Origin of the sequence: Streptococcus moroccensis, from assembly GCF_030812835.1 — a bacterium.
Taxonomy (GTDB): Bacteria; Bacillota; Bacilli; order Lactobacillales; family Streptococcaceae; genus Streptococcus; species Streptococcus moroccensis.
On sequence record NZ_JAUSTM010000006.1, the window covers coordinates 55385 to 82051 of the forward strand.

General features: G+C 45.7%; 23 protein-coding genes. 22 read left to right on the forward strand and 1 reads right to left on the reverse strand.

Annotation, left to right across the window (positions count from 1 at the left end; translation table 11 throughout):
* The first annotated feature begins 220 nt into the window (after positions 1–220).
* The 9 genes from tmk (at position 221) to J2S23_RS04185 (ending at position 9872) form a co-directional block, all read left to right on the forward strand.
* Positions 221–859, forward strand: a complete 639-nt coding sequence (tmk, locus tag J2S23_RS04145; RefSeq protein ID WP_307121492.1) for a dTMP kinase — start codon at positions 221–223, stop codon at positions 857–859.
* Positions 856–1749 (forward strand): DNA polymerase III subunit delta', encoded by an 894-nt coding sequence (locus tag J2S23_RS04150; protein WP_307121493.1) that lies wholly within the window; start codon positions 856–858, stop codon positions 1747–1749. The genes tmk and J2S23_RS04150 overlap by 4 nt, the downstream gene beginning before the upstream one ends.
* Positions 1750–1758: 9 nt before the next feature.
* Positions 1759–2088, forward strand: a complete 330-nt coding sequence (yabA, locus tag J2S23_RS04155) for a DNA replication initiation control protein YabA (protein WP_307121494.1) — start codon at positions 1759–1761, stop codon at positions 2086–2088.
* 2 nt (positions 2089–2090) lie between these two features.
* Positions 2091–2954, forward strand: a complete 864-nt coding sequence (gene rsmI, locus J2S23_RS04160) for a 16S rRNA (cytidine(1402)-2'-O)-methyltransferase (RefSeq protein ID WP_307121495.1) — start codon at positions 2091–2093, stop codon at positions 2952–2954.
* A 26-nt stretch (positions 2955–2980) separates the two neighbouring features.
* Entirely contained in the window at positions 2981–4216 is a 1236-nt protein-coding gene (gene arcA, locus J2S23_RS04165) for an arginine deiminase (RefSeq protein WP_307121496.1), read from the forward strand.
* A gap of 203 nt (positions 4217–4419) precedes the next feature.
* Positions 4420–6963 carry a M1 family metallopeptidase gene (locus J2S23_RS04170; protein ID WP_307121497.1) on the forward strand — a complete coding sequence of 848 codons (2544 nt, stop codon included), beginning with the start codon at positions 4420–4422 and terminating at the stop codon, positions 6961–6963.
* 144 nt (positions 6964–7107) lie between these two features.
* Positions 7108–7947 carry a Nif3-like dinuclear metal center hexameric protein gene (locus J2S23_RS04175; protein WP_307121498.1) on the forward strand — a complete coding sequence of 280 codons (840 nt, stop codon included), beginning with the start codon at positions 7108–7110 and terminating at the stop codon, positions 7945–7947.
* An 18-nt stretch (positions 7948–7965) separates the two neighbouring features.
* Positions 7966–8721, forward strand: a complete 756-nt coding sequence (locus tag J2S23_RS04180) for a ChbG/HpnK family deacetylase (protein WP_307121499.1) — start codon at positions 7966–7968, stop codon at positions 8719–8721.
* Between the two features lie 245 nt (positions 8722–8966).
* Complete coding sequence (locus tag J2S23_RS04185; protein WP_307121500.1) at positions 8967–9872, forward strand: hypothetical protein; 906 nt, start codon at positions 8967–8969, stop codon at positions 9870–9872.
* 106 nt (positions 9873–9978) lie between these two features.
* On the opposite strand, the gene J2S23_RS04190 is transcribed toward J2S23_RS04185, so the two are convergent.
* A complete protein-coding gene (locus J2S23_RS04190) occupies positions 9979–10239 on the reverse strand; it encodes a metal-sensitive transcriptional regulator (protein WP_104967803.1) in 261 nt (86 codons plus the stop codon).
* 156 nt (positions 10240–10395) lie between these two features.
* Between J2S23_RS04190 and J2S23_RS04195 the strand changes: the two genes are divergently transcribed.
* The 13 genes from J2S23_RS04195 (at position 10396) to J2S23_RS04255 (ending at position 26659) form a co-directional block, all read left to right on the forward strand.
* On the forward strand, positions 10396–10731 hold the full coding sequence (locus tag J2S23_RS04195; protein ID WP_307121501.1) for a rhodanese-like domain-containing protein: 336 nt from the start codon (positions 10396–10398) through the stop codon (positions 10729–10731).
* A gap of 1 nt (position 10732) precedes the next feature.
* Positions 10733–12385 carry an FAD-dependent oxidoreductase gene (locus J2S23_RS04200; protein WP_307121502.1) on the forward strand — a complete coding sequence of 551 codons (1653 nt, stop codon included), beginning with the start codon at positions 10733–10735 and terminating at the stop codon, positions 12383–12385.
* Positions 12378–12677, forward strand: coding sequence for a rhodanese-like domain-containing protein (locus tag J2S23_RS04205; RefSeq protein WP_307121503.1), 300 nt, complete (start codon positions 12378–12380; stop codon positions 12675–12677). Before J2S23_RS04200 ends, J2S23_RS04205 begins: the two co-directional genes overlap by 8 nt.
* Positions 12678–12880: 203 nt before the next feature.
* The gene (locus tag J2S23_RS04210; RefSeq protein ID WP_307121504.1) at positions 12881–13930 is read left to right on the forward strand and encodes an LLM class flavin-dependent oxidoreductase; all 1050 of its coding nucleotides are present in this window, start codon (positions 12881–12883) and stop codon (positions 13928–13930) included.
* Between the two features lie 189 nt (positions 13931–14119).
* Positions 14120–15025: a hypothetical protein gene (locus tag J2S23_RS04215; RefSeq protein WP_307121505.1), complete on the forward strand. Its 906-nt coding sequence runs from the start codon at positions 14120–14122 to the stop codon at positions 15023–15025.
* 273 nt (positions 15026–15298) lie between these two features.
* Positions 15299–18298 (forward strand): type I restriction endonuclease subunit R, encoded by a 3000-nt coding sequence (locus J2S23_RS04220; RefSeq protein WP_307121506.1) that lies wholly within the window; start codon positions 15299–15301, stop codon positions 18296–18298.
* An 816-nt stretch (positions 18299–19114) separates the two neighbouring features.
* On the forward strand, positions 19115–20272 hold the full coding sequence (locus J2S23_RS04225) for a restriction endonuclease subunit S (protein WP_307121507.1): 1158 nt from the start codon (positions 19115–19117) through the stop codon (positions 20270–20272).
* Between the two features lie 2 nt (positions 20273–20274).
* Complete coding sequence (locus tag J2S23_RS04230) at positions 20275–21540, forward strand: hypothetical protein (protein WP_307121508.1); 1266 nt, start codon at positions 20275–20277, stop codon at positions 21538–21540.
* Between the two features lie 107 nt (positions 21541–21647).
* Entirely contained in the window at positions 21648–23249 is a 1602-nt protein-coding gene (locus J2S23_RS04235; protein ID WP_307121509.1) for a type I restriction-modification system subunit M, read from the forward strand.
* A 176-nt stretch (positions 23250–23425) separates the two neighbouring features.
* Positions 23426–23860: an Rrf2 family transcriptional regulator gene (locus J2S23_RS04240; RefSeq protein ID WP_307121510.1), complete on the forward strand. Its 435-nt coding sequence runs from the start codon at positions 23426–23428 to the stop codon at positions 23858–23860.
* Positions 23861–23942: 82 nt separating this feature from the next.
* Positions 23943–24950, forward strand: coding sequence for an NADP-dependent oxidoreductase (locus J2S23_RS04245; protein ID WP_307121511.1), 1008 nt, complete (start codon positions 23943–23945; stop codon positions 24948–24950).
* A gap of 1 nt (position 24951) precedes the next feature.
* A complete protein-coding gene (locus tag J2S23_RS04250) occupies positions 24952–25788 on the forward strand; it encodes an alpha/beta fold hydrolase (protein ID WP_307121512.1) in 837 nt (278 codons plus the stop codon).
* A 1-nt stretch (position 25789) separates the two neighbouring features.
* Positions 25790–26659, forward strand: coding sequence for an SDR family NAD(P)-dependent oxidoreductase (locus J2S23_RS04255; RefSeq protein WP_307121553.1), 870 nt, complete (start codon positions 25790–25792; stop codon positions 26657–26659).
* Positions 26660–26667 lie beyond the last annotated feature (8 nt).

Below are 26667 nucleotides of genomic sequence, written 5' to 3' on the forward strand. Positions count from 1 at the left end.
CTGATAGGAGAACAGCTTTTTAGGGTCAAACGGCCTGTGAAATGGTACAATAAAAGGAAGAGTGTGTTAAAGCCTGTCTTGACTTGCGGTGAGGAAGTACCAGAATGACTTGCCGAGATTCATCAGGATCAGAATAAGCAAGTCCATCAAAAATCGATAAGGAACTGCTTAGTTTTCACAGAGCCTAACACTAAAAAGACGATTATCAAGAGGAAATATGATGACTAGAGGATTATTAATCTCAGTAGAAGGCCCAGAAGGGGCAGGAAAAACGAGTGTCGTAGCGGAGCTTCTCCCCAAACTACGTGCTTATGGTGATGTTACTATGACTCGCGAACCAGGCGGTGTCCCCATTGCTGAAAAAATTCGAGAGGTCATCTTAGATACCGAACACACCAACATGGACGACAAGACAGAACTGCTCTTATACATCGCTGCGCGTCGTCAACACCTCAAAGAGCGAGTCTTGCCAGCTCTTTCGTCTGGTCAAATCGTGCTTGTGGATCGCTTTATTGACTCCTCTGTAGCCTATCAAGGCTTTGGTCGTGGCCTGAATCCTTCAGATGTGGATTGGCTAAACCAGTTTGCGACAGATGGCTTGGTTCCTGATCTCACCCTTTATTTTGATATCGATGTCAAGCTTGGGTTAGATAGGATTGCCAAAACACGTGGGCATGAGGTCAACCGTTTGGATCTTGAGGGGATTGACCTTCATGAGCGTGTGCGACAAGGTTATCTGTCTATTTTAGAAAAGAATCCCGAACGCTTTGTCCTTGTTGATGCTAGCCAGCCGTTAGATCTGGTCGTTTCCGATGCTTGGACCATTATTGAAGACCGATTCTTTAAGGACTCCTTATGAAAATAGAAGATCTAAAAAAACAGCAACCAAAGGTATTTTCAGAATTTCAACAGATAGTACAGACAGGTCGGTTGGCGCATGCCTATCTCTTTTTAGGGAACTTTGCGAGCTTAGAGATGGCTCTCTTTTTGGCACAGGCCCTTTATTGTCAAGACCTTAAAGAAGGTTTGCCTTGCCAAGAGTGTCGTAATTGCCGGTTGATTGAAGCGGGGACGTTTTCGGATGTTAAACGCCTAGCTCCGACCAATCAGGTCATTAAAACAGACTTGGTTCGAGAGGTCATGCAAGATTTCTCACAGTCAGGCTTTGAAACGGACCACCATGTGTTAATCATTGAAGGGGCTGATAAGCTTCATGTCAATGCTGCTAACAGCTTATTGAAATTTATTGAAGAACCACAAAGTAAGGTCAATATTTTTCTAATCAGTAACCAAGAAGAGCGAATTCTTCCCACCATAAAAAGCCGCTGCCAGATCGTTCATTTTCCAAAAAATGAAGGACTAATGAGGGAAGAACTAGAACAAGCCGGAGTTTTGAAGACCCAAGCACAACTCTTGGCGGCGCTATCTTCATCGACGGAGCAGGCTTTAAATCTGAACAAAGGGCAACAATTTCCAACGCTTATGAGTGTCGCTGAACAGTGGGTCAAGAGCTATCTTGCTCAAGATGGTCAAGATTACCTCTTGACGGCTAAGTTATGCCAGCTTATCGATGATAAAGAAGGTCAGGCCTTGGTTTTGGATTTATTGACCCTTTTGTTGGCTCGAGCGTTACCGTCAACAGCGGCACAAGATGGGCTTAGCCAACTCTTAAGGGCAAAAGACATGTGGCAGGCAAACGTTAGTTTGCAAAATGCTTTAGAGTATATGGTTTTAGAAGCTAGAACGTAAGGGGGGTATATGGACAAACGCGATTTATTTAATGCTTTAGACACTTTTTCACAGGACCTCATGCAGACCTTAGCAGAAGTAGAATCCATCAAGATACATTTACAAGAATTGGCTCAAGAAAATACGGCGTTACGACTTGAAAATGATAAACTAAGAGAACGTTTGTTTCAAGAAGAGAGTTCAGTGGAAGTCTCTAAAAAACGACAACGCAATACCAGTGTGATTGAAAAGAATTATGACGAAGGCTTTCATATCTGCAAAGATTTTTTCGGACAAAGACGAGATAATGATGAGCCCTGTTTGATGTGTTTGGAAGTCATTTATCGGGAAGATGTGTAACTATGCAAATACAACGCTCTTTTAAAGGCGAAACGCCTTATGGTACCCTATACCTCGTTGCGACACCGATCGGTAATCTGGCGGATATGACCTTTCGCGGTGTTGAAACCTTAAAAGCAGTGGATATCATTGCAGCAGAGGACACGCGAAATACAGGTATTTTATTAAAGCACTATGGGATTGAGACTAAACAAATAGCCTTTCATGAGCATAATGCCATGGCTAAGATACCTGATCTTCTGGCCATGCTCAAAGAGGGGAAAGCTATTGCTCAGGTTTCGGATGCTGGCCTTCCGTCCATTTCAGATCCTGGGCATGATCTGGTCAAGGCTGCCATTGCGGAAGAAATTCCGGTGGTGGCCTTACCTGGTGCTTCAGCAGGCATTACAGCTCTGATCGCCTCTGGTCTTGCGCCCCAGCCCCATGTTTTTTATGGGTTTTTGCCCCGCAAAGCAGGTCAACAACGACAGTTTTTTGAAAGCAAGAAACCTTATCCAGAAACTCAGATTTTTTACGAGTCACCCTATCGTGTTGCAGACACATTGGCCAACATGCAGGCTGTTTATGGGGACCGTCAGGTGGTTATCGTTAGGGAATTGACCAAGATTTATGAAGAGTATCAGAGAGGGCCTATCTCTGAATTGCTCCTCTACCTTGCGGAAACCCCGCTAAAAGGGGAATGCCTGTTAATAGTTTCTGGAAATGACGCTGACCCTCTAATGGACAGTCAGGACGATTTGGATATTCCTCAGGCTGTTCAGGCGCTTATCGATGACGGGCAAAAACCAAACCAAGCTATTAAGGCTGTTGCCAAACGTTATGGCTTAGAACGGCAGGCTGTCTATCAAGCATTTCACGGCCTTTAACCAGGATAACTAGAAAGGACTTGTCTATGCGAAATACCACTCCGATTCACGTTAGCTCAGAAATTGGCCGATTAAAAAAGGTGATGCTTCACCGTCCGGGCAAAGAAATCGACAATCTCATGCCGGATTATTTGGAGCGGTTATTGTTTGATGATATTCCTTTTTTAGAAGAAGCTCAAAGAGAACACGACCAGTTTGCGCAAGCCCTAAGAGACGAAGGCGTGGAAGTTCTCTATCTAGAAGACTTGGCAGCGGAATCTTTGACCACACCTGAGATTAGACAACAGTTTATCGAAGAATACATAGCGGAGGCTCATATTAGGAGCCAAGCGATTCAGGATGCCATCAGGCAGTTCTTACTAGCGATACCAGATAATCGTCAGTTGGTCGATAAGACCATGGCCGGTATTCAAAAGGTTGAATTGCCTGATATTCCCTTAGAGAAAAAGGGGTTAACGGACTTTGTCGAGTCTCACTATCCCTTCGCTGTGGATCCTATGCCTAACCTTTACTTTACGCGCGATCCTTTTGCGACTCTTGGAAGAGGGGTTTCTCTCAATCGGATGTATGCCGATACGCGAAACCGTGAAACCTTATATGGGAAGTACATTTTCACTCACCATCCCATCTATGGGCAAGGGGTTCCCTTGGTCTATTCTCGAGAGGAAGGGACACGGATTGAAGGTGGGGATATCTTAGTTCTATCAGAGGAGCTTCTGGCTATTGGGATATCCCAGCGGACAGATGCTGCCTCTATTGAAAAACTCTTGCAAAATTGTCACCAAGAAGGTCTTGGGTTTAAGACAGTCATCGCATTTGAGATAGCCAATAATCGCAAATTCATGCACCTAGACACGGTCTTTACCATGGTTGATAGAGATAAGTTCACCATTCATCCTGAAATTGAACAAGATCTCAGGCTCTATACATTAGCTATAGAAGCTGGCGAACTCTCCATCATTGAAGAAGACTGCGACTTGGCCACACTTTTAGCCCGACATCTCAACCTTCCGCAAGTAGACCTTATCCGCTGTGGAGGTGATAACAGGGTCGCTGCAGGTCGGGAACAATGGAACGATGGCTCCAATACCTTGACCATCTCTCCTGGTGTTGTTGTCGTCTATAACCGTAATACCATCACCAATGCCATATTAGAATCCCGTGGCTTGCGCCTCATCAAGATAGGAGGCAGTGAATTAGTCAGAGGTCGAGGGGGTCCTCGCTGTATGTCTATGCCACTTGAGCGGGAACCATTATCCTAACACTCATCAGTGTTTGCAAAGCTGTATTAAGAGACCATCTTTTCTTCAGCAGGCAAGCCCTGATTTTTTTGACCTAAAAGCGCTTTTTTTGTGATACAATAGAAGACAGTAGTGGTAGATTTTTTCTAACGCAAAGGATAGGATATGCCCTCTTTTTTTGCATTAAAAAATTATTGCCCAATTACTGATGAAAAGGAGACCTTATGTCAAAAGTACAACGTTTAATTGAAACCTTTGTTCCAGAAAACTACAAGCTTTTCTTGGACATTGACCGTCCGTCTAAGACCTTCAAGGGTCAAGTGACCATCACAGGGGAAGCTGTTAAAGAGCAGGTGTCTCTCCACCAACACGAGCTGGAGATCCTTTCTGTCAAGGCTGGCGATAAATCACTTGACTTCACCATGGATGACGAGCATGAAGCAGTGCATGTCGCTCTTGGTGTGACAGGTGATGTGGTCTTGACCCTCGACTTTGCAGGGAAAATCACTGACAACATGACTGGGATTTACCCGTCTTATTACACCGTTGATGGGGTCAAAAAAGAAGTTATCGCGACCCAGTTTGAGAGTCATTTTGCCCGCGAAGCCTTCCCCTGTGTGGATGAGCCAGAAGCCAAGGCAACCTTTGATTTCTCTGTCAAATTTGACCAGAGTGAAAACGAAATTGCCCTTTCCAACATGCCAGAAATCAAGAGCGACGAGCGCAAGGAGACAGGTGTCTGGACCTTCGACACGACCCCTCGCATGTCTTCTTACCTTTTGGCCTTCGGTCTTGGTGACCTGCAGTCTAAACTTGCTAAAACCAAGGGTGGCACCGAAGTGGGTATCTTTGCGACTAAGGCACACCCAGCATCATCGCTTGACTTTGCCCTTGACATTGCCGTACGTGTGATTGATTTCTACGAGGATTACTTCAAGGTCAAGTACCCGATTCCGCTCTCTTACCAGTTGGCTCTTCCTGACTTTTCTTCAGGGGCTATGGAAAACTGGGGCTTGATTACCTACCGTGAAATTTACCTCTTGGTGGATGAAAACTCTAGCGTTTCCAGCCGTCAGCAGGTAGCCCTTGTCATTGCCCACGAATTGGCTCACCAGTGGTTCGGAAACCTTGTCACCATGCAGTGGTGGGATGACCTCTGGCTCAACGAAAGCTTCGCTAATATGATGGAGTATGTGGCCATTGATGCCATCGAGCCGACTTGGAACATCATGGAAGACTTCCAGACCACAGGTTGCCCGCACGCGCTCAAACGCGATGCGACCGATGGCGTGCAGTCTGTCCATGTTGAAGTCAACCATCCGGATGAGATCAATACCCTCTTTGACCCAGCTATTGTTTACGCCAAAGGTAGCCGTCTCATGCATATGCTTCGCCGGTGGTTGGGGGATGACGCCTTTGCTGCGGGTCTCAAGATTTACTTTGAAAAGCACCAGTACGGCAATACCGTTGGCCGTGACCTCTGGGATGCCCTTAGCCAAACCTCTGGCAAGGACGTGGCTAGCTTTATGGATTCGTGGTTGGAGCAACCGGGTTACCCAGTCGTTCGAGCTAAAGTCACTGACAACGCCTTAAACCTTAGCCAAGAGCAGTTCTTTATCGGTGAGCATGAGGCCAAAGGCCGTCTTTGGGAAGTGCCTCTCAACAGCAACTGGTCTGGTCTTCCAGATACCCTGTCAACAGCGGAAACGGCCGTTGAAGACTTCAAAGCACTTGCGGATTCCAATACAGGAGCCTTCCGCCTCAACACGGAAAACACCGCCCACTACATCACGGACTACCGCGGGGAGTTGCTCGAGGCTCTCTTGGCAGAATTGCCAGCATTGGACCCAACAACCGTTCACCAAGTCTTGCAAGAGCGCCGTTTGTTGGCAGAAGCGGGCCATATTTCCACAGCTGACTTGGTTAGCTTGATTGCAGGCTTGACGTCTGAAAAATCCTACATGGTGGCTGCAGGAATTAGCTACATCAGTGCTAGTTTAGACCGTTTTGTGGACGAAGGCAGTGCCGTTGAGAAGGCTTATAAAAACTTCTTGATCAATATCTTTGCGGCTGACTATGCCCGTCTTGGTTTTGAAAAAGTTGCAGGTGAGCCTGATGAAGATGAAATGATCCGTCAAATCGTCCTTGGTGAATTGCTATATGCCGACCAAGAAGATGCTGTTGCCAAAGCGTCAGCCCTTTATGAAGCTCACAAGGATAATCTTGCTAGCCTTCCTGCCAGTCTTCGCTCTCTGGTCCTTGTCAACCAGATGAAAAATGCAGAGACAGACGCCTTGGTGGACCAATACTTGGACGCCTATGTGGCAACCAATGACAACAACTTCCGCCGTGACTTGGCCTCTGCCTTGGCCCGCGCCAACAGCGAGAAGACCGTCAACCGCATCCTTGAAAGCTTCAAGGACAAGGACATCATCAAGCCACAGGACTTGTCCATGTGGTATGCCTTCTTCCTGCGTCGTCCATTTACCCAAGAACGCGTTTGGGCTTGGGCGCGTGAGAACTGGGATTGGGTCAAATCAGCCCTCGGTGGGGACATGAGCTTTGACAAGTTTGTCATCTACCCAGCCAACAGCTTCAAGACAGCTGAGCGCTTGGCCGAGTTCAAGGCCTTCTTTGAGCCACAACTCAGTGACATGGCTATCAGCCGCAACATCTCCATGGGCATCAAGGAAATCGCAGCTCGCGTCGCCTTAATTGAAACCGAAAAAGATGCTGTGCATCAAGCCATCGAAGCGCAAAACGAATAACACAGAAAACCAAGTCAGAATCTGGCTTGGTTTTTGGTTGAGATTGATGAAAAGGTAAGGAATAGGCGGGCTTGGTTGAATTGAGGTATTACAATTTACTCTAATTTATGCTATGCTAATGGTATCAACGTCAAGGAGGTTGTCATGACCATTACAGAAGTAATCGAGACGATTAAGGCCTTTTATCAGGGGGATCCTGCTATCACAGAAGAGACAACGCGGGACCAGGTTCTCTATGGGGAGACAGATGGGGACTGCACAGGTGTTGTGACCTGTATCTGGCCCAGCGTCCAGGTCCTTGAGGAGGCTCACGCGCTTGGAGCGAATCTGATCATCTGCCACGAGGCCCTCTTTTGGAACCACGGGGACCATCAGGACTGGTTGCAGGAGAATGGGATTCAGGCTTATGAGGGCAAGAAAGCCCTGCTGGACCAGTATGGCTTGACCGTTTGGCGGTGCCATGACTATGTGCACTCGGGCATGCCGATTGAGACGGGGGAGTACAAGGACGGGATCTTTTATGGCTTGGCCAAACAGCTGGGCTGGGAGGGCTATGACATCAGCAATCACCCCATGCCCACCCTCTTTGAAATCCCTGAGGTTTCTGGTCGCGAGCTGGCGAGCCACCTCATTCACAAGCTTGGCCTTGACGGGGTGCGCGTGATTGGAGATCCTGAGACTCGAGTGAGACGTGTCAAGATTCCTTTTCATGTTTTTGGCGATGCCAATGCGGACATCATTCAAATCGATCAGGAAGACTTTGACGCCATTTTGCCCATGGAGATGGTGGACTTTACCATAGCTGAATACATCAAGGATGCTAGTCTCCTGGGGCAGAACAAGGTTGCTATCAGCGCAGGCCATTTCAACCTGGAAGAACCTGGCATGGCCTATATGGCTGACTACCTTCCTGCTGTGCTTGGGCACCAAGTCCCTGTCCACTTTGTCAAGGTGGGCGATACCTATGGCTATATTACAAAATAAAAGATAGAAGGGAATATTATGCCTAAAAAAATAGTGTTTCGAGCAGATGATCTGGGCTACTCTGAGGGGGTCAACTATGGGATTGAAAAGGCCATCCGAGATGGCCTAATCAGGAGTCAAGGGGTTATGGTCAATATGCCAGCCACCCAACATGGGGTGGACTTGGTCAAGGGCTATGACATCGCCTTTAGTGTCCATGCTAATATCTGCAGTGGACGTCCCTTGACCGATCCTGAACTCATTCCTAGCTTGGTCACAGCGGATGGGCTGTTCAAGTCATCGTCAACTTATCGTGCTGCGTCCGAAGACTTCGTGGTCTATGAGGAAGTTCTCCTAGAGGTCGAGGCCCAGTACCAGAGGTTTGTTGAGTTGTTCGGACGAAAACCAGATTATTTTGAAGGTCACGCGGTCGCTTCGGCCAACTTTTTCAAAGCCTTAGAAGCTATCGCTGAGAAATATGACCTGACCTACTCAGGCCTACCGCTGGATTTCAGTCAGCCCTTGACCATCGGCCAGTCCCAGGTTCGGATGAACATGGAGTGCATGAGGCCAGATTATGACCCTCTTGAGATGGTTCAGCGTGTGGTTAGTCAGATGACTGAGGATGTGGTCGAACTCTTCGTCTTCCACCCAGGGTACCTCGATCAGGACCTGCTGGATCATTCCAGCCTGACCCTGCCTCGGCCTAAGGAAGTTGCTATGCTTATCGCTTCTGCCACCAAAGAGTGGTTGAAGGAGCAGCGCGTTGAGCTGATTGATTATAGGGATTTGTAAATAGGTTGAAACAACCCTCGCTCACAGATGTGGGCGAGGGTTTACGCTATCAAGCGACAGGTGTGACAGAGGGCTAAGTATAGCTCTGGTAGTTTTTCTGGCCTATTTCTTGATAATCATGTGGATGACTTGTTCTAGGTTGGCTTCAAAGTCTTCTGGTTTTTTAATAAAAGAAAGGGTGACCTCCTTACACTCGATAACGTCTTCAATATCTTGTGTTATAATGTGACTGGGAGGTAAGCAAGATGGCTATTTTTTTAACAGAAGAGTTGATTCAGAATCTTGTTCATGAAATCAACGTGATGAGACCAGCCCATCAATTTGAATGGCAACGGTATCTTGTTGGCAATGTTCGAGATGGTCGTAGGAGAGTTCCACTGATTTTTTTAGAAAATCCAGACTGGTTTGCCTTACTTTATTTGGCACCCTTTAATGTCTCCAAAATTAAATCCGTAAACTTTATTGCGAAAGATGAGATAGAAGGTTTAGAGTTTAATAAGGAAAAGAACAATTACATTTTAAAAATGAGACAGGCTAATGCAGAGTTTCTAAAAATGTATTTTCCTCTAAAAAGTGGTGGAAAACACTGCCATCTTGGGAAGACCAATCTAGTTCATTATGAGAAACGATTTAAGTCGGAATACACTCAAAAAACAGATATGCCTGAGTGGAACGAAAGACCAGTTTTCAATATCATAATGCTGTTTACCTTCTATGCTATAATTTTTGGGGGATTGTTTCTGATACTTATCGTAGAGAAGAAATGGTTGGCTATTTTAGGAACAGTTCTTACAATGTCGGTCTTCCTATTTTTTGGAATTTTTGGAGAGGTTTTCTTTGCAAAACTAAGAGACTGGCGCTTTTATGAAGAGTACATGGCATTGCACAAAGGTTTAAAGGACGACGATTCCGTCGCTTATCTCCAAGGATTGAAACAGATAAGCCATAAACCGGTTACCCCTTATTTTCAGTCTTATTATTATGGAGAGTTGGTCAAACATGCTCATTTGGTTGGGCAAGATGAAGAAGCCCAAGAATACTTGGCAAGTTTCCCACGTGATCATTCCGGAATGACGGCGAAAGTGTATCAGGAGCTGTTGCAATTTTTAGCGACTCCCAAAGAAGAAATAGAAGTGAAGATTCATAAATGAGTCACGACTAGGATTTTTCAATTTTCCAATAGATTGACCGTTAGAATGGCGATTAAACGAAAACAAACCCCTCGCGCACATTTGTGGGCGAGGGGTTTGGCTTGTCTTATTTCTTAATAATCATGTCGATGACCTGTTCCAGGTTGGCTTCAAAGTCCTCTGGTTTTTGGTCAGGGTCTTCAAAGATTTGGTGCATCTTGGTGCTGATGACTAGGCCAAGGGTGCGGTTGATACTGGAGCGGACAGCTGTCAGCTGGGTCACGATGTCGATACATTCTTGCTCGTCTTCAATCATTTTTTGGATGCCTCTCAGCTGGCCTTCAGCCCGCTTGAGACGGTTGAGAATATTTTTTTGATCTGTTTGCATAGGAACCTCACTTTAGAATCATTATACGTCCTAGGGGTATTTTTGTCAATCCGAAAAGTCTTTTCTTGACGAAGAGGTGACTATTTGGTATCCTCTTAATATACCCATAGGGGTATCTGAAAAATTATCCACAATGTAAACAGAGAAAGGAAAGTAATGATGATCTGTTTGTTTCAACGTCTTTGTCAAAATAGGCTGAAAAGTATTGATATCAAGGACTTAGATAGGGTTTTACAAGAACCTAAGTCAGTCGTTTTAGATGTTCGGACGAAAGAGGAATACCAGAGGGGGCATATCAAGGGGGTTCGCAATGTCCCTTTGGATCAACTATCACAGTTTCAAGGCGCCAAAGACCAGGTCCATTATCTCCTGTGTCAGTCAGGGGTGAGAAGCAAGCGCGGTGCGCGTGTCCTTCAAAAGAAGGGCTATCAAGTGGTTAATATCAAGGGTGGCATGTCTGCCTATACTGGAAAAGTAACAGGAGGAAAGTAAGATGAAGATTCTGATTGTTGGTGGTGTTGCAGGTGGTATGTCTGCTGCAACGCGTTTGCGTCGCCTCATGGAAGACGCTGAAATCATTGTCTTTGACAAGGGACCCTATGTTTCCTTTGCCAACTGTGGCTTGCCCTACCATGTTTCTGGGGAAATAGCAGAGCGGTCTAGCTTGCTGGTACAGACACCAGAGCGCCTCAAGGCGCGGTTTAATCTGGATGTTCGTCCAGAGTCAGAGGTCCTCTCGATTGACCCTGAAAACAAATCGATCGAGGTCCAAACCAAGACAGAAACCTATACCGAAAGCTATGACAAGTTGATCCTGTCACCGGGTGCTAAGCCCTTTGTCCCACCGATGACGGGGCTTGATCAGGCTGAGAATGTCTTTACCCTGCGCAGTATTCCTGACTTGGACCAGATCATGGCTCAGTTAGAAGGAAAAACAGCAGGTGTGGCAACAGTGATTGGTGCAGGTTTTATTGGCCTTGAAATGGCTGAAAACTTAGCTAAAAAAGGCCTTGAGGTCACCCTTATTGAAAAAGCTCCCCATGTTCTACCGCCTCTGGACCAAGAAATGGCAGCCTTTGTGGAAGCTGAGTTAGTCAAACAAGGCATTACGGTCATCACAGGCCAGTCAGCGCAAGCCTTTGAAGACAAGGGCAAAACACTTGTCTTAGAGGACGGTCGCCGCCTGTCTTCAGATGTGACCATCTTGTCGGTCGGGGTGCAACCGGAAAACGGACTAGCTCAGTCAGCAGGTCTTGAGCTTGGCCTCCGCGGTGGGATCTTAGTTGATGAGCAGTATCAGACTAGCCAAGAGGATATCTATGCTGTTGGCGATGCGGTTGTGGTCAAACAGCAAATCACTGGGGAGGACGCCCTCATCGCCCTAGCCAGTCCTGCCAATCGCCAGGGCCGTCAAGTAGCGGATGTGATTGCTGGGCTTCCTGCCCAAAATAAGGGCAGTATTGGGACGGCGATTGTCCGTGTCTTTGACATGGTGGCAGCCTCCACAGGTCTCAGTGAACGGGTGGCTCGTCAGACCTTTGATAAGGTTGCAGTAGTTCATACCAGTGGTAATGATCACGCTGGCTACTATCCAGGTGCAACGACCATTACCCTCAAGCTGATTTTTAACCCTGAAACAGGAGCAATCTATGGGGCCCAAGCCGTCGGCCAAAAAGGGGTTGATAAGCGGATTGACATCTTGGCAACGGCCATCAAGGCTGGTCTGACGATTGAGGATTTGCCAGAGTTGGAATTCACCTATGCACCGCCATTTGGTTCTGCCAAAGACCCTGTCAATATGATCGGCTATGCTGCTATGAACCTTGCTCAAGGCTTGAGTCACAACGTTCAGTGGTACGACCTCTCTGATGAACTCGCTAAAGGCAAGGTGCTCCTTGATGTCCGCAATCCTGGTGAACTCACCGCAGGGCGCTTCCCGAATGCCATCGCCATTCCCTTGGATGACTTGCGCAATCGTCTCGGAGAGCTCGATAAGAGCCAATCCTATATCGTCAGCTGCCATAGTGGCCTACGCTCCTATGTAGCAGAGCGCATCCTCAAGCAAGCAGGATTTGAGGTCGCCAACTTAGACGGGGCCTACGCCCTCTACCAAATGGTCAAACCGGAGGACCTGATTTATGATTAAAAGCCAACACCTAGCAGACTTAGTCGCTGCCATTGACAGCCAATCTCTATCTTTGATTGATGTTCGTGAAGTAGATGAATACCAAGCTGGTCATGTGCCTGGCGCTAAAAATCTCCCGCTGAGTGAACTGGCAGAACGCTATACTGAGTTAGACAAGAACACGCCTTATCACATAATTTGCCATTCAGGGGGACGCTCCGCCAGAGCTTGCCAATTTTTAGCTGGTCAAAACTATGACGTGACCAATGTCGAAGGGGGCACCATCGCTTGGACAGGTAACCTGGAACAGTAACTTTAGTGACAATGAAAACCGTTAGCCTATGGGGCTGACGGTTTTTTGTATGGACAATCTTTCCAAACCGTAGCAAAGGTGAGAAAAGAATCTTGAAAAGTGATATAGTAAAGGTAATAGAAGTTAGAAGACGATTTTGAAAAAGCATAGCGTAAGTGTACATAGGCTAGGTAAAATGTTCCAAAAGAAAGCGAGGAAACAAGATGAAACTGTCAGTCTTAAACTTAGCCCCATTACGGGAAGGGCAAGATTTCAAGGAAGCCATGGATGATTTGGTTGATTTAGCCCAAAAGGTCGAAGACATGGGCTATGAGCGGTATTGGATCGCTGAGCACCATAATTCTAAAACCATCGCCAGCAGTGCCACCCAACTCCTCATTCAGCAGACGCTAGCCAATACGGCGAGCATACGAGTAGGGTCTGGTGGAGTCATGCTCCCCAACCACACGCCCTATATCGTGGCCGAGCAGTATGGGACGCTAGAAACCCTCTATCCTAATCGTGTCGACTTAGGGCTGGGTCGGGCACCGGGCACAGACCAACAGACGGCGCGTGCCATCAGACGGACCGACAACCTCAACCCGCATTTTGAGGAGGACATTCTAGAACTGCAAGGCTATTTTGCGGATACCTTGCCTGTCCATGCCTACCCAGCAGCAGGACTAGATGTGCCTCTTTATATCTTGGGGTCTAGCACGGACAGTGCTCACCTGGCTGCCAAACTTGGCTTGCCCTATGTCTTTGCGGCCCATTTTGCCCCACGGATGCTGATCCAAGCGGTAGCCATTTACCGTCGAGAATTCAAACCCTCAGCGACCTTGGCTGAGCCCTATGTCATCCTCTGTGCCAATGTGATTATGGCCGATACGGACGAGGAAGCCCAGCGCTTAGCAACCACGCAGACCATGAGTTTTGCAGGCATTGTGACCAATAGAGGGCAAAAATTACAGCCACCGAAAGAGTCAGATGACGCTGTTTGGGAAGACATTTTGCCGTCAGGAGAAGTGCCACACTTTGGACCGGTGTCGTTCAATGCTCAGATTTCACTGAATCGGGTCAAACAAGCTGTCAGCCAAATGACAGCAGGCTCTTTTGTCGGGGACAAGGCTTCAGTCGCCACTCAGTTGCAAGCCATGCAAAAACAAGTGCACTTTGATGAACTCATGGCTAACTCTTACATCTTTGACCAGGAAAAACAAGCCAATTCCTATCAGCTTCTTGCAGAATTAGTGGCCGAAGAATTTGCAGACTAACCCCAATATCTATCAATACCTCGTTCACCTATGTGGGCGAGGTTTTAGCTAGTCTTGCTGATAAGATGATCTCTTTTTTGAAGTCGATGAGATAGGGGCAAGGACCTTGAAATTATTTGAATCAGAGGCGCAAACCAATGCTACTGCTACCCATTTATTGTGGTATAATGGTGGTAGGAGGATATTCTCATGGCTTTTAAATTAACAGAAGAAACGATCCAAGACCTTGTCACACAGGTAAACGAAGCTTACCCAGCCTATCAGTTTGATTGGCAAACCTATATGATTGGCAATGTGCAGGAAGGAAGTCTCGTGGAATCACTGATTTTCTTGGAAAACAAAGAGTGGTTTGCCTTGATTTTCTTGGCTCCGCTAGATGTATCCAAGATAACCAATATCAAATTTATTGAAAAAAGCGAAATCCAGGGCCTCAAATTTAAGAAAGGCCTTGTCAATTATGTCCTTAAACTCAGGCTGCAAAATGGCGAATCGCTTAAAATTCTTTTTCACCCTCTCGGTGGGGGCAAGCATTGTCCTATCGGCAAAGCCAATATCGCCCAATACCAACAGCGGTTTTCGACAGAATACAATGACAAAGCAGACATGAAGGACCGAAATAATGGGTTATCCCTAAAGCTCTTGACGGGCTTAGGGTTGGTTTTGATGTTTGTTGTGGCCATCTTGTTCATCTTTACGACTGATAGTAAACTCATAACCATCATCGGTACTCTGGCTTTTGGCTTTCTCTATGCCATGGCCCTAAAGTATGGCGAACAATTCATAGCTAAACAGAAGGACAAGGACTTTGTCGCTGAACTGCAGGCTATTGGACAATCAATGGACACCCTAGATTCTGAGAGTTACTACCGTCAATTAAAGGCTGTCACACACCTACCAGTGACTGGACAATACCAGGCTTTCTATTATGCAGAGCTGGTCAAGCACGCCCATCTGCTAGGGTTGGACAAGGAAGCTGAGCAATACCTAGCCCTTTTCCCACGTCGCTATTCAGAGGGTGCCGAAAAAATGTACCAAGAACTGATTAATTTCATGGCTACCCCCAAAGAAGAACTCAACATCCGTTTTCACAAATAATGGTCACACCCTGATGAAACGATGTAAGGAAATTGCGGAGTTGTATACAGGGGAAACGAGGTGGCTAAATCCTAGATTAACCATTAAACACGCTCACATATGTGGGCGTGTTTTGCGGGTTTACTACGGAACTCTGCCTAAAAAAAGTGTCTAAATATGGTATAATAAAAGGTAACGAAAAATTAGAAAAAACCAGAAAATCAGCTTCTCTGCTGTTTAAAAACAGTTGAAAAGATAGATTTTCTAAAGATATGAAATAAGGAAGCATCGCATATGCAGTATACCGGTGAATTAGCCATCGAGCAACAGCTCATTGACCAGCTGACAACAGGGACCAGCCAGTGGACCTACCGCAAGGATTTGAAGACCGAAGAAAGCCTTTGGGACAATTTCTTTGCCAAGCTAGAGCAAAATAACGTGGCCATCTTAAATGGCACACTTTTAACCGAGCAAGAAAAGGCTCAGGTCAAAAACCAGCTCAACTTTGTCAATTACTACGAAGCGGCCAAATGGCTGGCTGGGGAAAATGGCATTGCCAAAGTCCAAGTCCAACGAGAGGACGCGACCCTAGGCAACATCCGCCTGTCCGTCATTTGGCGGGACAATGTCGCTGGTGGTAAATCCAGCTATGAAGTGGTTCATCAGGTCAAGCGTCCCAAGGCTAATCCGACAGACCAGGACAGACGGCTGGATGTGACGCTCTTGATCAATGGCCTGCCCATGATTCAGATTGAGCTAAAAAGTGCCAATAATCCTTTCATGGATGCCTTTCGCCAGATTCAAAAATACGATAGGGAAGGCAAGTTCCGTGGGATTTATTCGAGCCTGCAAATGTTTGTGGTCTCTAACTTGACAGATACCCGCTATATCGCTGCCGCCAAGGAAAACAAGCTCAATGAGACCTTCCTCACCAAGTGGGTCAATACCAGCAATCAGCCGGTGCCAGGCCTCTATGCCTTTGCCAAGGAGGTCCTCTCCATTCCTCGGGCCCACCAGATGGTCATGCAGTACTCGGTCATTGATGATGACAAGAAGGCCTTGATTTTATTACGGCCTTATCAGGTCCATGCCATCGAAGCTGTCCAAGAAGCCAGCAAGGCCCAGCAGTCTGGTTATGTCTGGCACACGACAGGTTCTGGTAAGACTCTGACCTCCTATAAGGTGGCGCGCAACCTCCTGCAAATCCCGTCGATTACCAAGACCATCTTTGTCGTGGACCGGATTGACCTTGACCAACAGACGACCTCCAGCTTTACCTCCTATGCGGCCAATGATGTCATCGACATTGATGAGACGGACAACACCCATCACTTGGTCAAACGTCTAGTGGCTGATGACAAGCGCGTGGTGGTGACGACTATTCATAAACTGGCTACCATGATGCGCAAAATTGAAGATGGGCTCTACGCCAAAGAAGCGGCGAAACTCAAGCAGCTCAAGGTCGCCTTTGTCGTTGACGAATGTCACCGTGCTGTAAAACCTTTGGCGCAACAGAAGCTCTCCAGCTTCTTTGTCCACTCCCTTTGGTATGGCTTTACAGGAACACCGATTTTTGCGGAGAATAAGTACAAAAAGTTGGGTAATCTGGCCCAAACGACTGAAGAGCAATACGGCAAACGCCTGCATGAGTATACGGTCAAGGAAGCCATTCATGACAAGGCGGTCCGTGGTTTTAAAGTTGACTATAAAAATACCCTCTTCCTATCAAAAGAGGTCCCTGAAGAGGACATTCCTGACAGCGCCTATGAAAACGAGGAGCATATGCTGGAAGTGCTAGATGTCATCCTCAACCAGTCTCGTGGCAAACTGGGTTTTCAAAATGGGGTTGGAAAAACCTACAATGCCATCCTGACCGTCAAGTCTATCGCCATGGCTCAAAAATACTATGACCTCTTAAAGCGGGTCAAACGAGGCGAGACCCGTATCAAGATTTCTGAGCGGACCAAGCAAACCTTACCGGACTTTCCAAAATTCACCATTACCTACTCCGTGACGGAAAACGAGGAAGACTCTACGCTTAATCAGGACAAGATGAAAGAGGCTTTGATCGACTATAACCAGGAATTTGGCACGCACTACACGTTAGCTGACCTGCGTGGCTTTAACACCGATGTCAACAACCGCCTAGCCCGTAAAAAAGACAAGTACCTCTTCCGGGAGGAACAGCTAGACCTGGTCATCGTGGTCAACCGCCTGCTGACAGGGTTTGATGCCCCTTGCCTCTCGACCCTCTTCATCGACCGCAAGCCTATGCGACCCCATGATTTGATCCAGGCCTTTAGCCGGACCAACCGTATCTTTGATCAGGCTAAAAAATTTGGTCAAATTGTGACCTTCCAAGCGCCAAATGCCTTCAAAGAAGCTGTGGACAAGGCCCTGCGTCTATACTCTAATGGCGGGGAAAACAGTGTTCTAGCCCCAGAATGGGCAGAAGAAAAGGCCAATTTCGATGAGAAACTGGCCAACCTCCAAAGCCAAGTAGCCATGGATGGTGACATGGGACTGGATATTGACAGTGCCAGTGACGAATTACTGAAAAAATTTGCCAAATCCTACCAAGAATTTGACCGCTATTTCGCCTCTATCAAGGTCTACTCTGAGTACAACCAGGAGCAAGTCTTTGCGGAAACAGGCCTGACAGAAGAGCTGCTTGAGACCTATATGGGCACCTACCAAAATGTCCTAGAAGAAATCAAACGCAGACGAGATGATGGAGATAACACAGATGAGGACCCGTTGGATATCTACTATGAGCTCGAGTCCGTCCATATGGATGAGATCAACTACGAGTACATCATCTCCCTCATCCAAGCTTTTATCCCGCAGGACGATGATGCCCAAAAAGAATTGACCGCAAAAGACATCGTAGCCGTGGACGCCTATATCGCTGATCTGGCCAAGACCAACCCAGGCCTCGCCCAAGTCATCGCCGACCTCTGGCTCCAAATCCAGATGGACCCCGAAAGCTACCGCGGCCAATCCATGGCCAATATCCTCGATCAGATGATCGAAGCCGTCATCCAAAAAGAAGTCAAACAACTGGCCAAAAAATGGTATATCGGCTATGACGAACTCATGTACATGGTCAAAAACTACCGCAAAGGCGAAAGCAAGCAACTCGGCGAAAGCGAACTCAGCCAAAGCCAACGCTACCAAGACTACAAAACCGAAGTCGCCGAAGCCCTTAACCCCCTCAAATACAAAATCGAACTCAAAAAAGCCTACACCCAACTCATCGAGGATGTGATCGAACCCTTGAGAGTTAGGAGGTAAAACCAAGATACAGAGCCGTTAAGCGATGCCAAGCAAAATAGGAACCATGACGAAGACGATTGGCGTCTAGGAAATGGTTATCTTTTTGCACAGCATCGTAGGCGAGTTCAGTTAGGATATCTTGATTTCAGGGTTTTAAGCCATGTTCAATTCAGAAGATACAAAGTGTATCCTGAATCTAGCAAATAATTCTCTTAATAACTTTTGTGTTGAGTTTGTTTCATAAAACTGTTAGAATAATATTAATAACAAAGCGACTAGAGCGCTTGAAAAGAGTGGTGCCCTCGGGTGTCACTTTTTTTATTTACCCAATTTGTGAGAATGATGAAGTACTGAGGAAATAACCCTTTACCATAAAATCGTATGAACTTTTATTTTACGCTTAAATCATTGTTTAAAAACAAAAAAAGACCAGCTTCCGCTAGTCGTGATAAAGGAGAAAGAGAATTCACTCTTCAGAAGATTCCTCAGCTAATTGTATCCAGTATTCTATCATTTCTTGTGGCGACATGATTGGCTCACCGTCAAGAGGGGGAATATAATCTAGCATGGATGTCACCTCATTTTATATCTTATACTAGTATTATACATTTTTTTATTACTTTTTCAATACAATAGTAGGGCACACTTCAACTCCTCTAGCTGATTTTATGACATTTTAAAATTTATCTTATTGATTTTAGAAAGGTGCATTACCATGTGAGTATTATTAACAAGTTGTTACTATTTCATTGATTGATTATGTACTTTTTATCCATAAATTAACAGAAATAATTGGTATAATGAAGGAGAGTCAATTTATGAAAGTAGAAAACTATGACAAATAAAAATATACCTCAACTTCGATTTAAGGAATTTGAAGATGAATGGGAGATAAATTTACAATTAGGTGAAACTATTAAAAAACAATTTAAGGGTAAAGCAAAGCTAGATCAACTCAATGCCGGAACTGTGATGTATCTTGATGCAAATGCTTTAAACGGTGATATTCCGTTTATGTCTAATGCCGAGCATGATACGGAAGCTAATGATGTGTTAATTATGTGGGATGGTTCAAATGCTGGAAAAGTATTCACTGGTTTTGAAGGTGCCTTAGGTTCAACTTTAAAGGGTTATAAAATAAAAGATGAAAATAATTCTAGTTTCATTTTCTACCATCTTCTAAAGCATCAACAAAAAATATATGAGCAATATCGCACTCCAAATATCCCTCATGTCATTAAAAACTTTACCGAGGCCTTTAAAATATCATCTCCCGCCCTCCCCGAACAATCCGCCATCGGATCTCTCTTCCAAACACTTGACGAGCTCTTATCTGCCTATAAGGATAATCTGGCCAACTATCAAGCCTTTAAGGCGACCATGTTGTCTAAGATGTTTCCAAAGGCAGGACAGGCCACGCCTGAAGTCCGCTTAGATGGGTCTGATGAGATGTGGGAGGAGAAGAAACTTTCTGAAATCGCAATCTTCAATCCTAAAGCCCAACTTCCTAAAGTGTTTAAATATGTTGATTTGGAATCAGTTGTAGGTACAAATTTAATCTCATATAGAATTGAGAAGATTGAAGTAGCTCCTTCGAGAGCGCAAAGACTAGCACAAAAGGGTGATATATTCTTTCAAACTGTACGCCCATATCAAAAGAATAACTACTTGTTTTCTACAAATGAGACAGATTGGGTATTTTCTACTGGATATGCTCAACTAAGGCCAAAAATTGACAATAGATTTTTATTCAACTCTATGCAAAGAGATGAGTTTGTGAATACGGTTCTCTTAAACTGTACCGGAACAAGTTATCCTGCTATTAATTCAAAAGATTTATCTAAACTAAAAGTTTATGTCCCAAATATAGATGAACAACGCGCCATTGGTGCTTTCTTCGCTAACCTTGACGATTTAATCGCTTCTCAGCAAGCCAAAATTACAGAACTTGAAACCTTGAAGAAAAAACTCTTGCAGGATATGTTTTTTTAACTATGAAACCAATAACACTTAATAACACAAAACAATTTACGAGTGATGCTAAAATACTTCACGAAATATTGGAAAGCAGTAGAGAAAGATTTCAAAATGAGAAAACTTTCTATAACACAGAGGCTTCTGTATTGTGGATTATTCGTGGCTGTATTGATTACTTTGATCGGTTAGACTCAGATTTTCTTGGAGAAGGGAATGATTTAGGTATTCCAGACGCCAAAGCTGACCAATTTGCCAATAATATCTATCGCCTATTGAATGCCTTAGAATATCTTTTGGAACTTTGGAAAATTGAAGAACGCATAGAACTAAACCAAGATTTATCGTTATTATCTGATTTAAGGACTTGGATTGTTCACTCTGGTGAACAAGTCAGTAATTTGATATCACTATCATCGCAGAATTTCAAAGATAGTCAGCTTGGGAGAATTATAAAGAAAGGGTATCAGACTTTTCAATTTCCAAAAGAATATGATGATATGGATTACCGTATAGAAATTTGGAACGATAGGAAAGATAAACAAAAGGCTAGAAAATTTTGGACAGAGGTAGATTACAATGCTAAAAAAGGAAATCAAGTAGATTTGACGATATACCTGAAAGCCGAATCTATTAGAAATATTGTCTTATCCCACATAGAAGAAGTATTAGATTTAATCAATAGTACAGACGTAAAATTAGCGTTTAAAAAATTACCAGAAATCAAAGATAGATTAATAGATTCTAAAGCAAAATCTATTGATTTTGATAAAATTGGTGAATTATTAGCAAAAGGTACAAGAAATGTTGGTTATATCATTGAGGATGGGGTACATCACTGGGATGGATTTGGATTAAAGAGGATGTTGATGTATACTCAGTCACATTTTCCAGAAAATCATTTCATCAGAAAAATTGTTGAGGAAAGAATTACTAAGGCAATAAATACTTTTTGGGAATGCTATCAAGATCCTTCTACCTCTGCTGAAGAGTTTCCTTCATTAGATATTAGACATATTTTTTCTGATTTTACTCCACGATTTGATCAAAAAGCCTATTTAGAAGGTGAGAAATTATTTCACTATATCGCGCCTTATTTCAATACAAATGTTGTCGATGACAGAACAGATATAGATTATTTGAATCGTTTTTTGATTGCAGTGAATGATGCCTTTAAAATAAAAATGAATACAGAGCAAACTGTAGATAATTTTGTATGTGATTATTTCATACAATCTATCCAAAGTAAAACAGGGTTAGTTGGTCAGCGCAAAAACAACACGTGACCGGCGGTACAGATTAGCTCAAAATCCGCTCATTTTGTGAGTAGCGGTATATATATTTAAGACTTAGCTTTTGCTAAACCAAATTTACAGATATAGAAAGTACACATATGGAACAAACACAAACTTCCCAAGCGCTTTATCAGGCGCTGTGGAACTCAGCGGATGTGCTCCGCTCGAAGATGGACGCCAATGACTACAAGTCCTATCTCCTGGGAATGGTCTTTTACAAGTACTTGTCTGACAAGATGCTCTATTTCGTGGCGGAGACCATGGAGGAGCCGACCGAGGACTTGCAGCAGGCCTTGGACCTTTACCGGGGCTACTACGAGGACGAGGAGACCCATGCAGACCTGGTCGCTGTGATCAAGGATGAGATGAGCTATGCCATTGCACCTGACTTGACCTTTACAGCCTTGGTCAATCGGGTCAATGAAGGGACCTTCCAGTTAGAGGATTTGGCACAGGGCTTTCGCAATATTGAGCAAGACGATGGACTCTTTGAAAACCTCTTTGAGGACATTGATCTCTACTCTAAAAAGCTTGGGAGGACTCCTCAAAAGCAAAACCAAACCATCTCTGGGGTCATGAAAGAGTTGGCGGCGCTTGATGTCGCTGGGCACGCTGGTGACATGTTGGGAGATGCCTATGAGTATCTGATCGGTCAGTTTGCGACCGACTCGGGCAAGAAAGCTGGAGAGTTCTACACGCCACAACCCGTGGCCAAGCTCATGACCCAGATTGCTCTCCTTGGTTGTGAGGACAAGAAAGGCTTTACCCTTTACGATCCGACCATGGGGTCTGGCTCCCTCCTCTTAAACGCCAAGCGTTATAGCAAAGAGCCCAATACCATTTCCTACTTTGGTCAGGAGCTCAACACCTCGACCTATAATCTGGCTCGCATGAACATGATTCTGCACGGGGTTCCGATTGAAAACCAGTATCTGCACAATGCCGATACCTTGGACGAAGACTGGCCAACCCAGGAGCCGACCAACTTTGACGGGGTGCTCATGAACCCACCGTATTCTGCCAAGTGGTCTGCAGATAGTGGTTTCTTACAAGACGCTCGCTTCTCGGCATTTGGTGCCCTCGCTCCCAAGTCTAAGGCTGACTTTGCCTTTCTCCTGCACGGCTATTACCACCTCAAGCAAGATGGCGGGGTTATGGCCATTGTCCTGCCACACGGGGTGCTTTTCCGTGGCAACGCAGAAGGCAAGATACGTCAGCACCTGTTAGAAGAAGGGGCCATTGACACCGTCATCGGTCTGCCTGCCAATATCTTCTTTAACACCAGCATTCCGACCACAGTCATTATTCTCAAAAAAGACCGGACCAACCGTGATGTCTTCTTCATTGATGCTTCGAAGGAATTTACCAAGGGTAAAAATCAAAACCTCATGGAAGACAAGCACATCGAGAAAATCCTTGAGGCCTACACGTCTCGTCAGGATAGCGATAAGTTTGCCCATCTGGCTAGCTTTGAGGAGATTCAGGAGAATGACTTTAATCTCAATATCCCGCGCTACGTCGATACCTTTGAAGAGGAAGAAGTAGCACCGCTGGCTGAGATCGTAGCCAATATCAACACGACCAATCAAGTGATTGAGGAGAAAACGGCCAGCCTGATTGGCATGCTTGGCCAGCTCAAAGGCACTACACCAGAAGCCAGCCAAGACCTTCAAGCCCTCTTGGAGCAATTTAAGGGGTAGAGAGGATTTGAAAGCATCCTTATGGCAACCCCTCCTTTAGACGCGATTCTAAAGGAGGGGTTGCTTTTGATTTTGCAATCATTTCAAAGAAATAGAGTAAATCTCTGGACAAATTTCTCGCTATTGGTTATACTTGTATCACAAACAAGAACAAGTTAGAAAGGAGGATTCGTAAAATGGATACCAAATTCTCTGTGGCCCTGCACATCTTGGCTATGATTTCAGAGAGTCAGGAAACCTTATCCTCTCAGGCTCTAGCGGAAAGTGTCGGGACCAATGCCAGCTATATCCGCAAGGTCATCGGGCTCTTAAAAGGAGCAGGACTGATTGTCTCCCATCAGGGCAAGGTCGGCTACCAGCTGACCAAGGCCGTTTCAGAGATTAGCCTCTTGGAGGTTTACTTTGCTACCCAGGAGCTAAGCCAGATCAAGCTCTTTCAGGTCCACCAGTCCCCTAACGAAGATTGCCCGGTAGGAAAGCATATTGACCAGGCCCTGACGCCAGTCTTTTCAGACATCGAAGATGCCTTGACCAAGCAGTTAAAAGACCATAGCCTATCAGACGTTATCCACAATCTCTATGACCAGGCTGGTCTAAGCAAACACTCTTAAGCAAAAGAGTGTTTTAAACCACTCGGCCTATACCTGTATTAGATACAAGTATAAGAATTACCATTAGAAAAGGAAAAAATCCATGAAAGCAGCACAACATACCGCCTACAACAAAAAAGCCATCGCTCTTACCCTTACAGATAGTGACATTCCTGAGATTTCACCTAACCAGGTCTTGGTTAAGGTCAGCGCAGCGGGTGTCAACCCTCTGGACAATATGATTTCCCGTGGCGATGTCAAGATGATCGTCCCTTATGAGATGCCCCAAACTGCAGGTAATGAGCTGGTTGGTCAGGTCGAAGAAGTCGGCTCAGCCGTTCAGGGGTTTGTAAGGGGAGACCGTGTATTTGCCCGCTTGCCCTTAGATGCGATCGGCGCCTTTGCGGAGTATGTCGCTGTCGATAGCGCAGCCCTTGCCCATGTCCCTGCTTACCTGACAGATGTGGAAGCAGCAGCGGTTCCCTTGACGGGACTCACCATCATGCAGGCCCTTGATCTGATGGAGGCCAAGGCTGGCCAAACCCTCTTTATTTCTGGAGGGACCGGAGGTGTCGGTGGCATGGCCATTCCCCTTGCTAAGGCCAAAGGCTTGCGCGTCATCACCAATGGCAATGGAAGTCATGAGGAGCGTGTCCTAGCCCTCGGTGCAGATCAGTTTATCGACTATCAGACAGAGGATTATAGCCAAGTGCTGAGCGAAGTGGACCTTGTCCTTGATACCCTAGGTGGCGAGGAAACAGAGAAACAGATGACTATCCTAAAAAAAGGAGGACATCTGGTCTCGCTCCGTGCCATGCCGAATGGTGCTTTTGCCAAACGAATGAAGCTACCAAAATGGAAACAAATTCTTTTTGGACTGGCGGGTCGAAGCTTTGATCAGATGGCAAAAAAATACGGTGTCCGCTATGATTTCATCTTTGTGGAGAGCAATGGGGCCCAACTCCAAGAAGTCGCTGATATCTTAGAGAGTCTGAAACTCAAACCGTCGATTGATAGTGTGTACCCATTTGAGGAGGTCAATGCTGCTCTGGACAAGGTTGCTAATGGCCGTTCCAGCGGGAAAACAGTTTTGACCATGAAGGGGGAATAAGATGAGCTATTTAAAAACGGCCAATCAATTGGTTTCGGTCTCGGGTCAGCTGCTGGCCTACAGAGAGTTAGGACAGGGGCATGCCGATCGTCCCTTGGTCTTACTGACACATTTGGCAGCAACCTTAGATGAGTGGGATCCTCTGCTAGTTGACCGATTGGCAGAAGAGCGCCATCTTATCCTGCTTGACTTACCAGGTGTAGGTGCTAGTCAAGGTCGGGTGCCAGCGAGTATCCCCCAAATGGCTGCGCAGGCCATTGCCATGGTGGAGGCATTGGGCTATTCAGAAATCGACCTCCTAGGTCTCTCTATGGGGGGCATGGTGGCTCAGGAAGTGGTCCGTCTAAAGCCGTCTCTTGTCCGTCGCCTCATCTTGGCTGGTACTGGTCCTCGTGGCGGTATCGGCGTCGACAAGGTGACGGGAAAGACCTTCCAATTCATGTTAAAAGCAGGTTTAGAGAAGGTTGACCCTAAGCGCTATATCTTTTATAACCACGATGACGGAGGGGGAAGACAGGCGCAATTTGTCTTAGATCGTATGGCTCAGCGTCAGAAAGCTTTTGCCGATAAAAAGATCACTGTCCTAGCCTTCTTGACCCAACTGCGAGCGATTAAACGGTGGGGCAAGGCTGATAGAGATGATTTGTCCTATATCTCACAGCCCACCTTGATCGTTAATGGGGATGAGGATAGGCAGGTCCCAACGGCTAACTCCTATGACGTGCATGACAAGATTGCCAACAGCAAGCTGATCATCTATCCAAATGCTGGTCACGGCTCCATCTTTCAGTACGCAGAAGAATTTTCACGAGAGGTCAAGCTCTTTTTAGGAGAATAAAATCATGAAGACCATTATCATTACTGGTGCGACAGACGGCATCGGAAAACATTTAGCTAAAAAACTAGCAGCAGAAGGCCATCATCTCATCATCCATGGGCGCAACCCGCAAAAGTTAGAAACAACGGTAACAGAGATCATGGATGTGTCCCCAAACGCCACTCTTTCTGCCTATCTAGCGGATTTTTCCAAGATGGCTGATGTCTACGCCTTTGCATCATCGATTCAGCAGGATTTTGACAGGATCGATGTTTTGATCAATAATGCTGGCCTCTTTGCAGGTAGTGAGCGTCTAGCCACTGCTGAAAATATTGAACATACCTTTATGCTGTCCGTTCAGGTGCCCTATATCTTAACGACAGAACTACGGCCCTTGTTGGAAACTGCTCCTGAAGGTCGTGTTATCAACACATCGTCTTACATGCACCATTTTGCCTCTGTCAAGGACCTAGACTTTGGCATGGAAAAAGATTACAGTGCTAAACAGGCCTACAACAATGCCAAGCTCTACCTGATTTGGCTAACCTGCTACCAAGCCCAGCAATTCAAACAGGAAGGCTCTAACATCACCATCAATGCCTATCATCCTGGGCTGATCGCGACAAATTTGGGCAATACCAATGGGAAGAAGAAAGAGACTAAATCGCTCGTGAGCCGTGTGGTCAAGTCAGTCTATCAAAGTCTTGATGAGGGGATTGAGACGGGCTACTTTTTAGCCCTGTCGAATCAGGTCGCTGCGATAAGCGGCGCTTACTTTGACACCAAGACCATAAAGCGCGTGTCCTATAAGGGCTATAACGATGAGAAGGCCAAGGCGCTTTTAGCCTATTGCGACCAAAAAATCTTTGACTACAAGGAAAGCTTGCTTTAACGATAAGA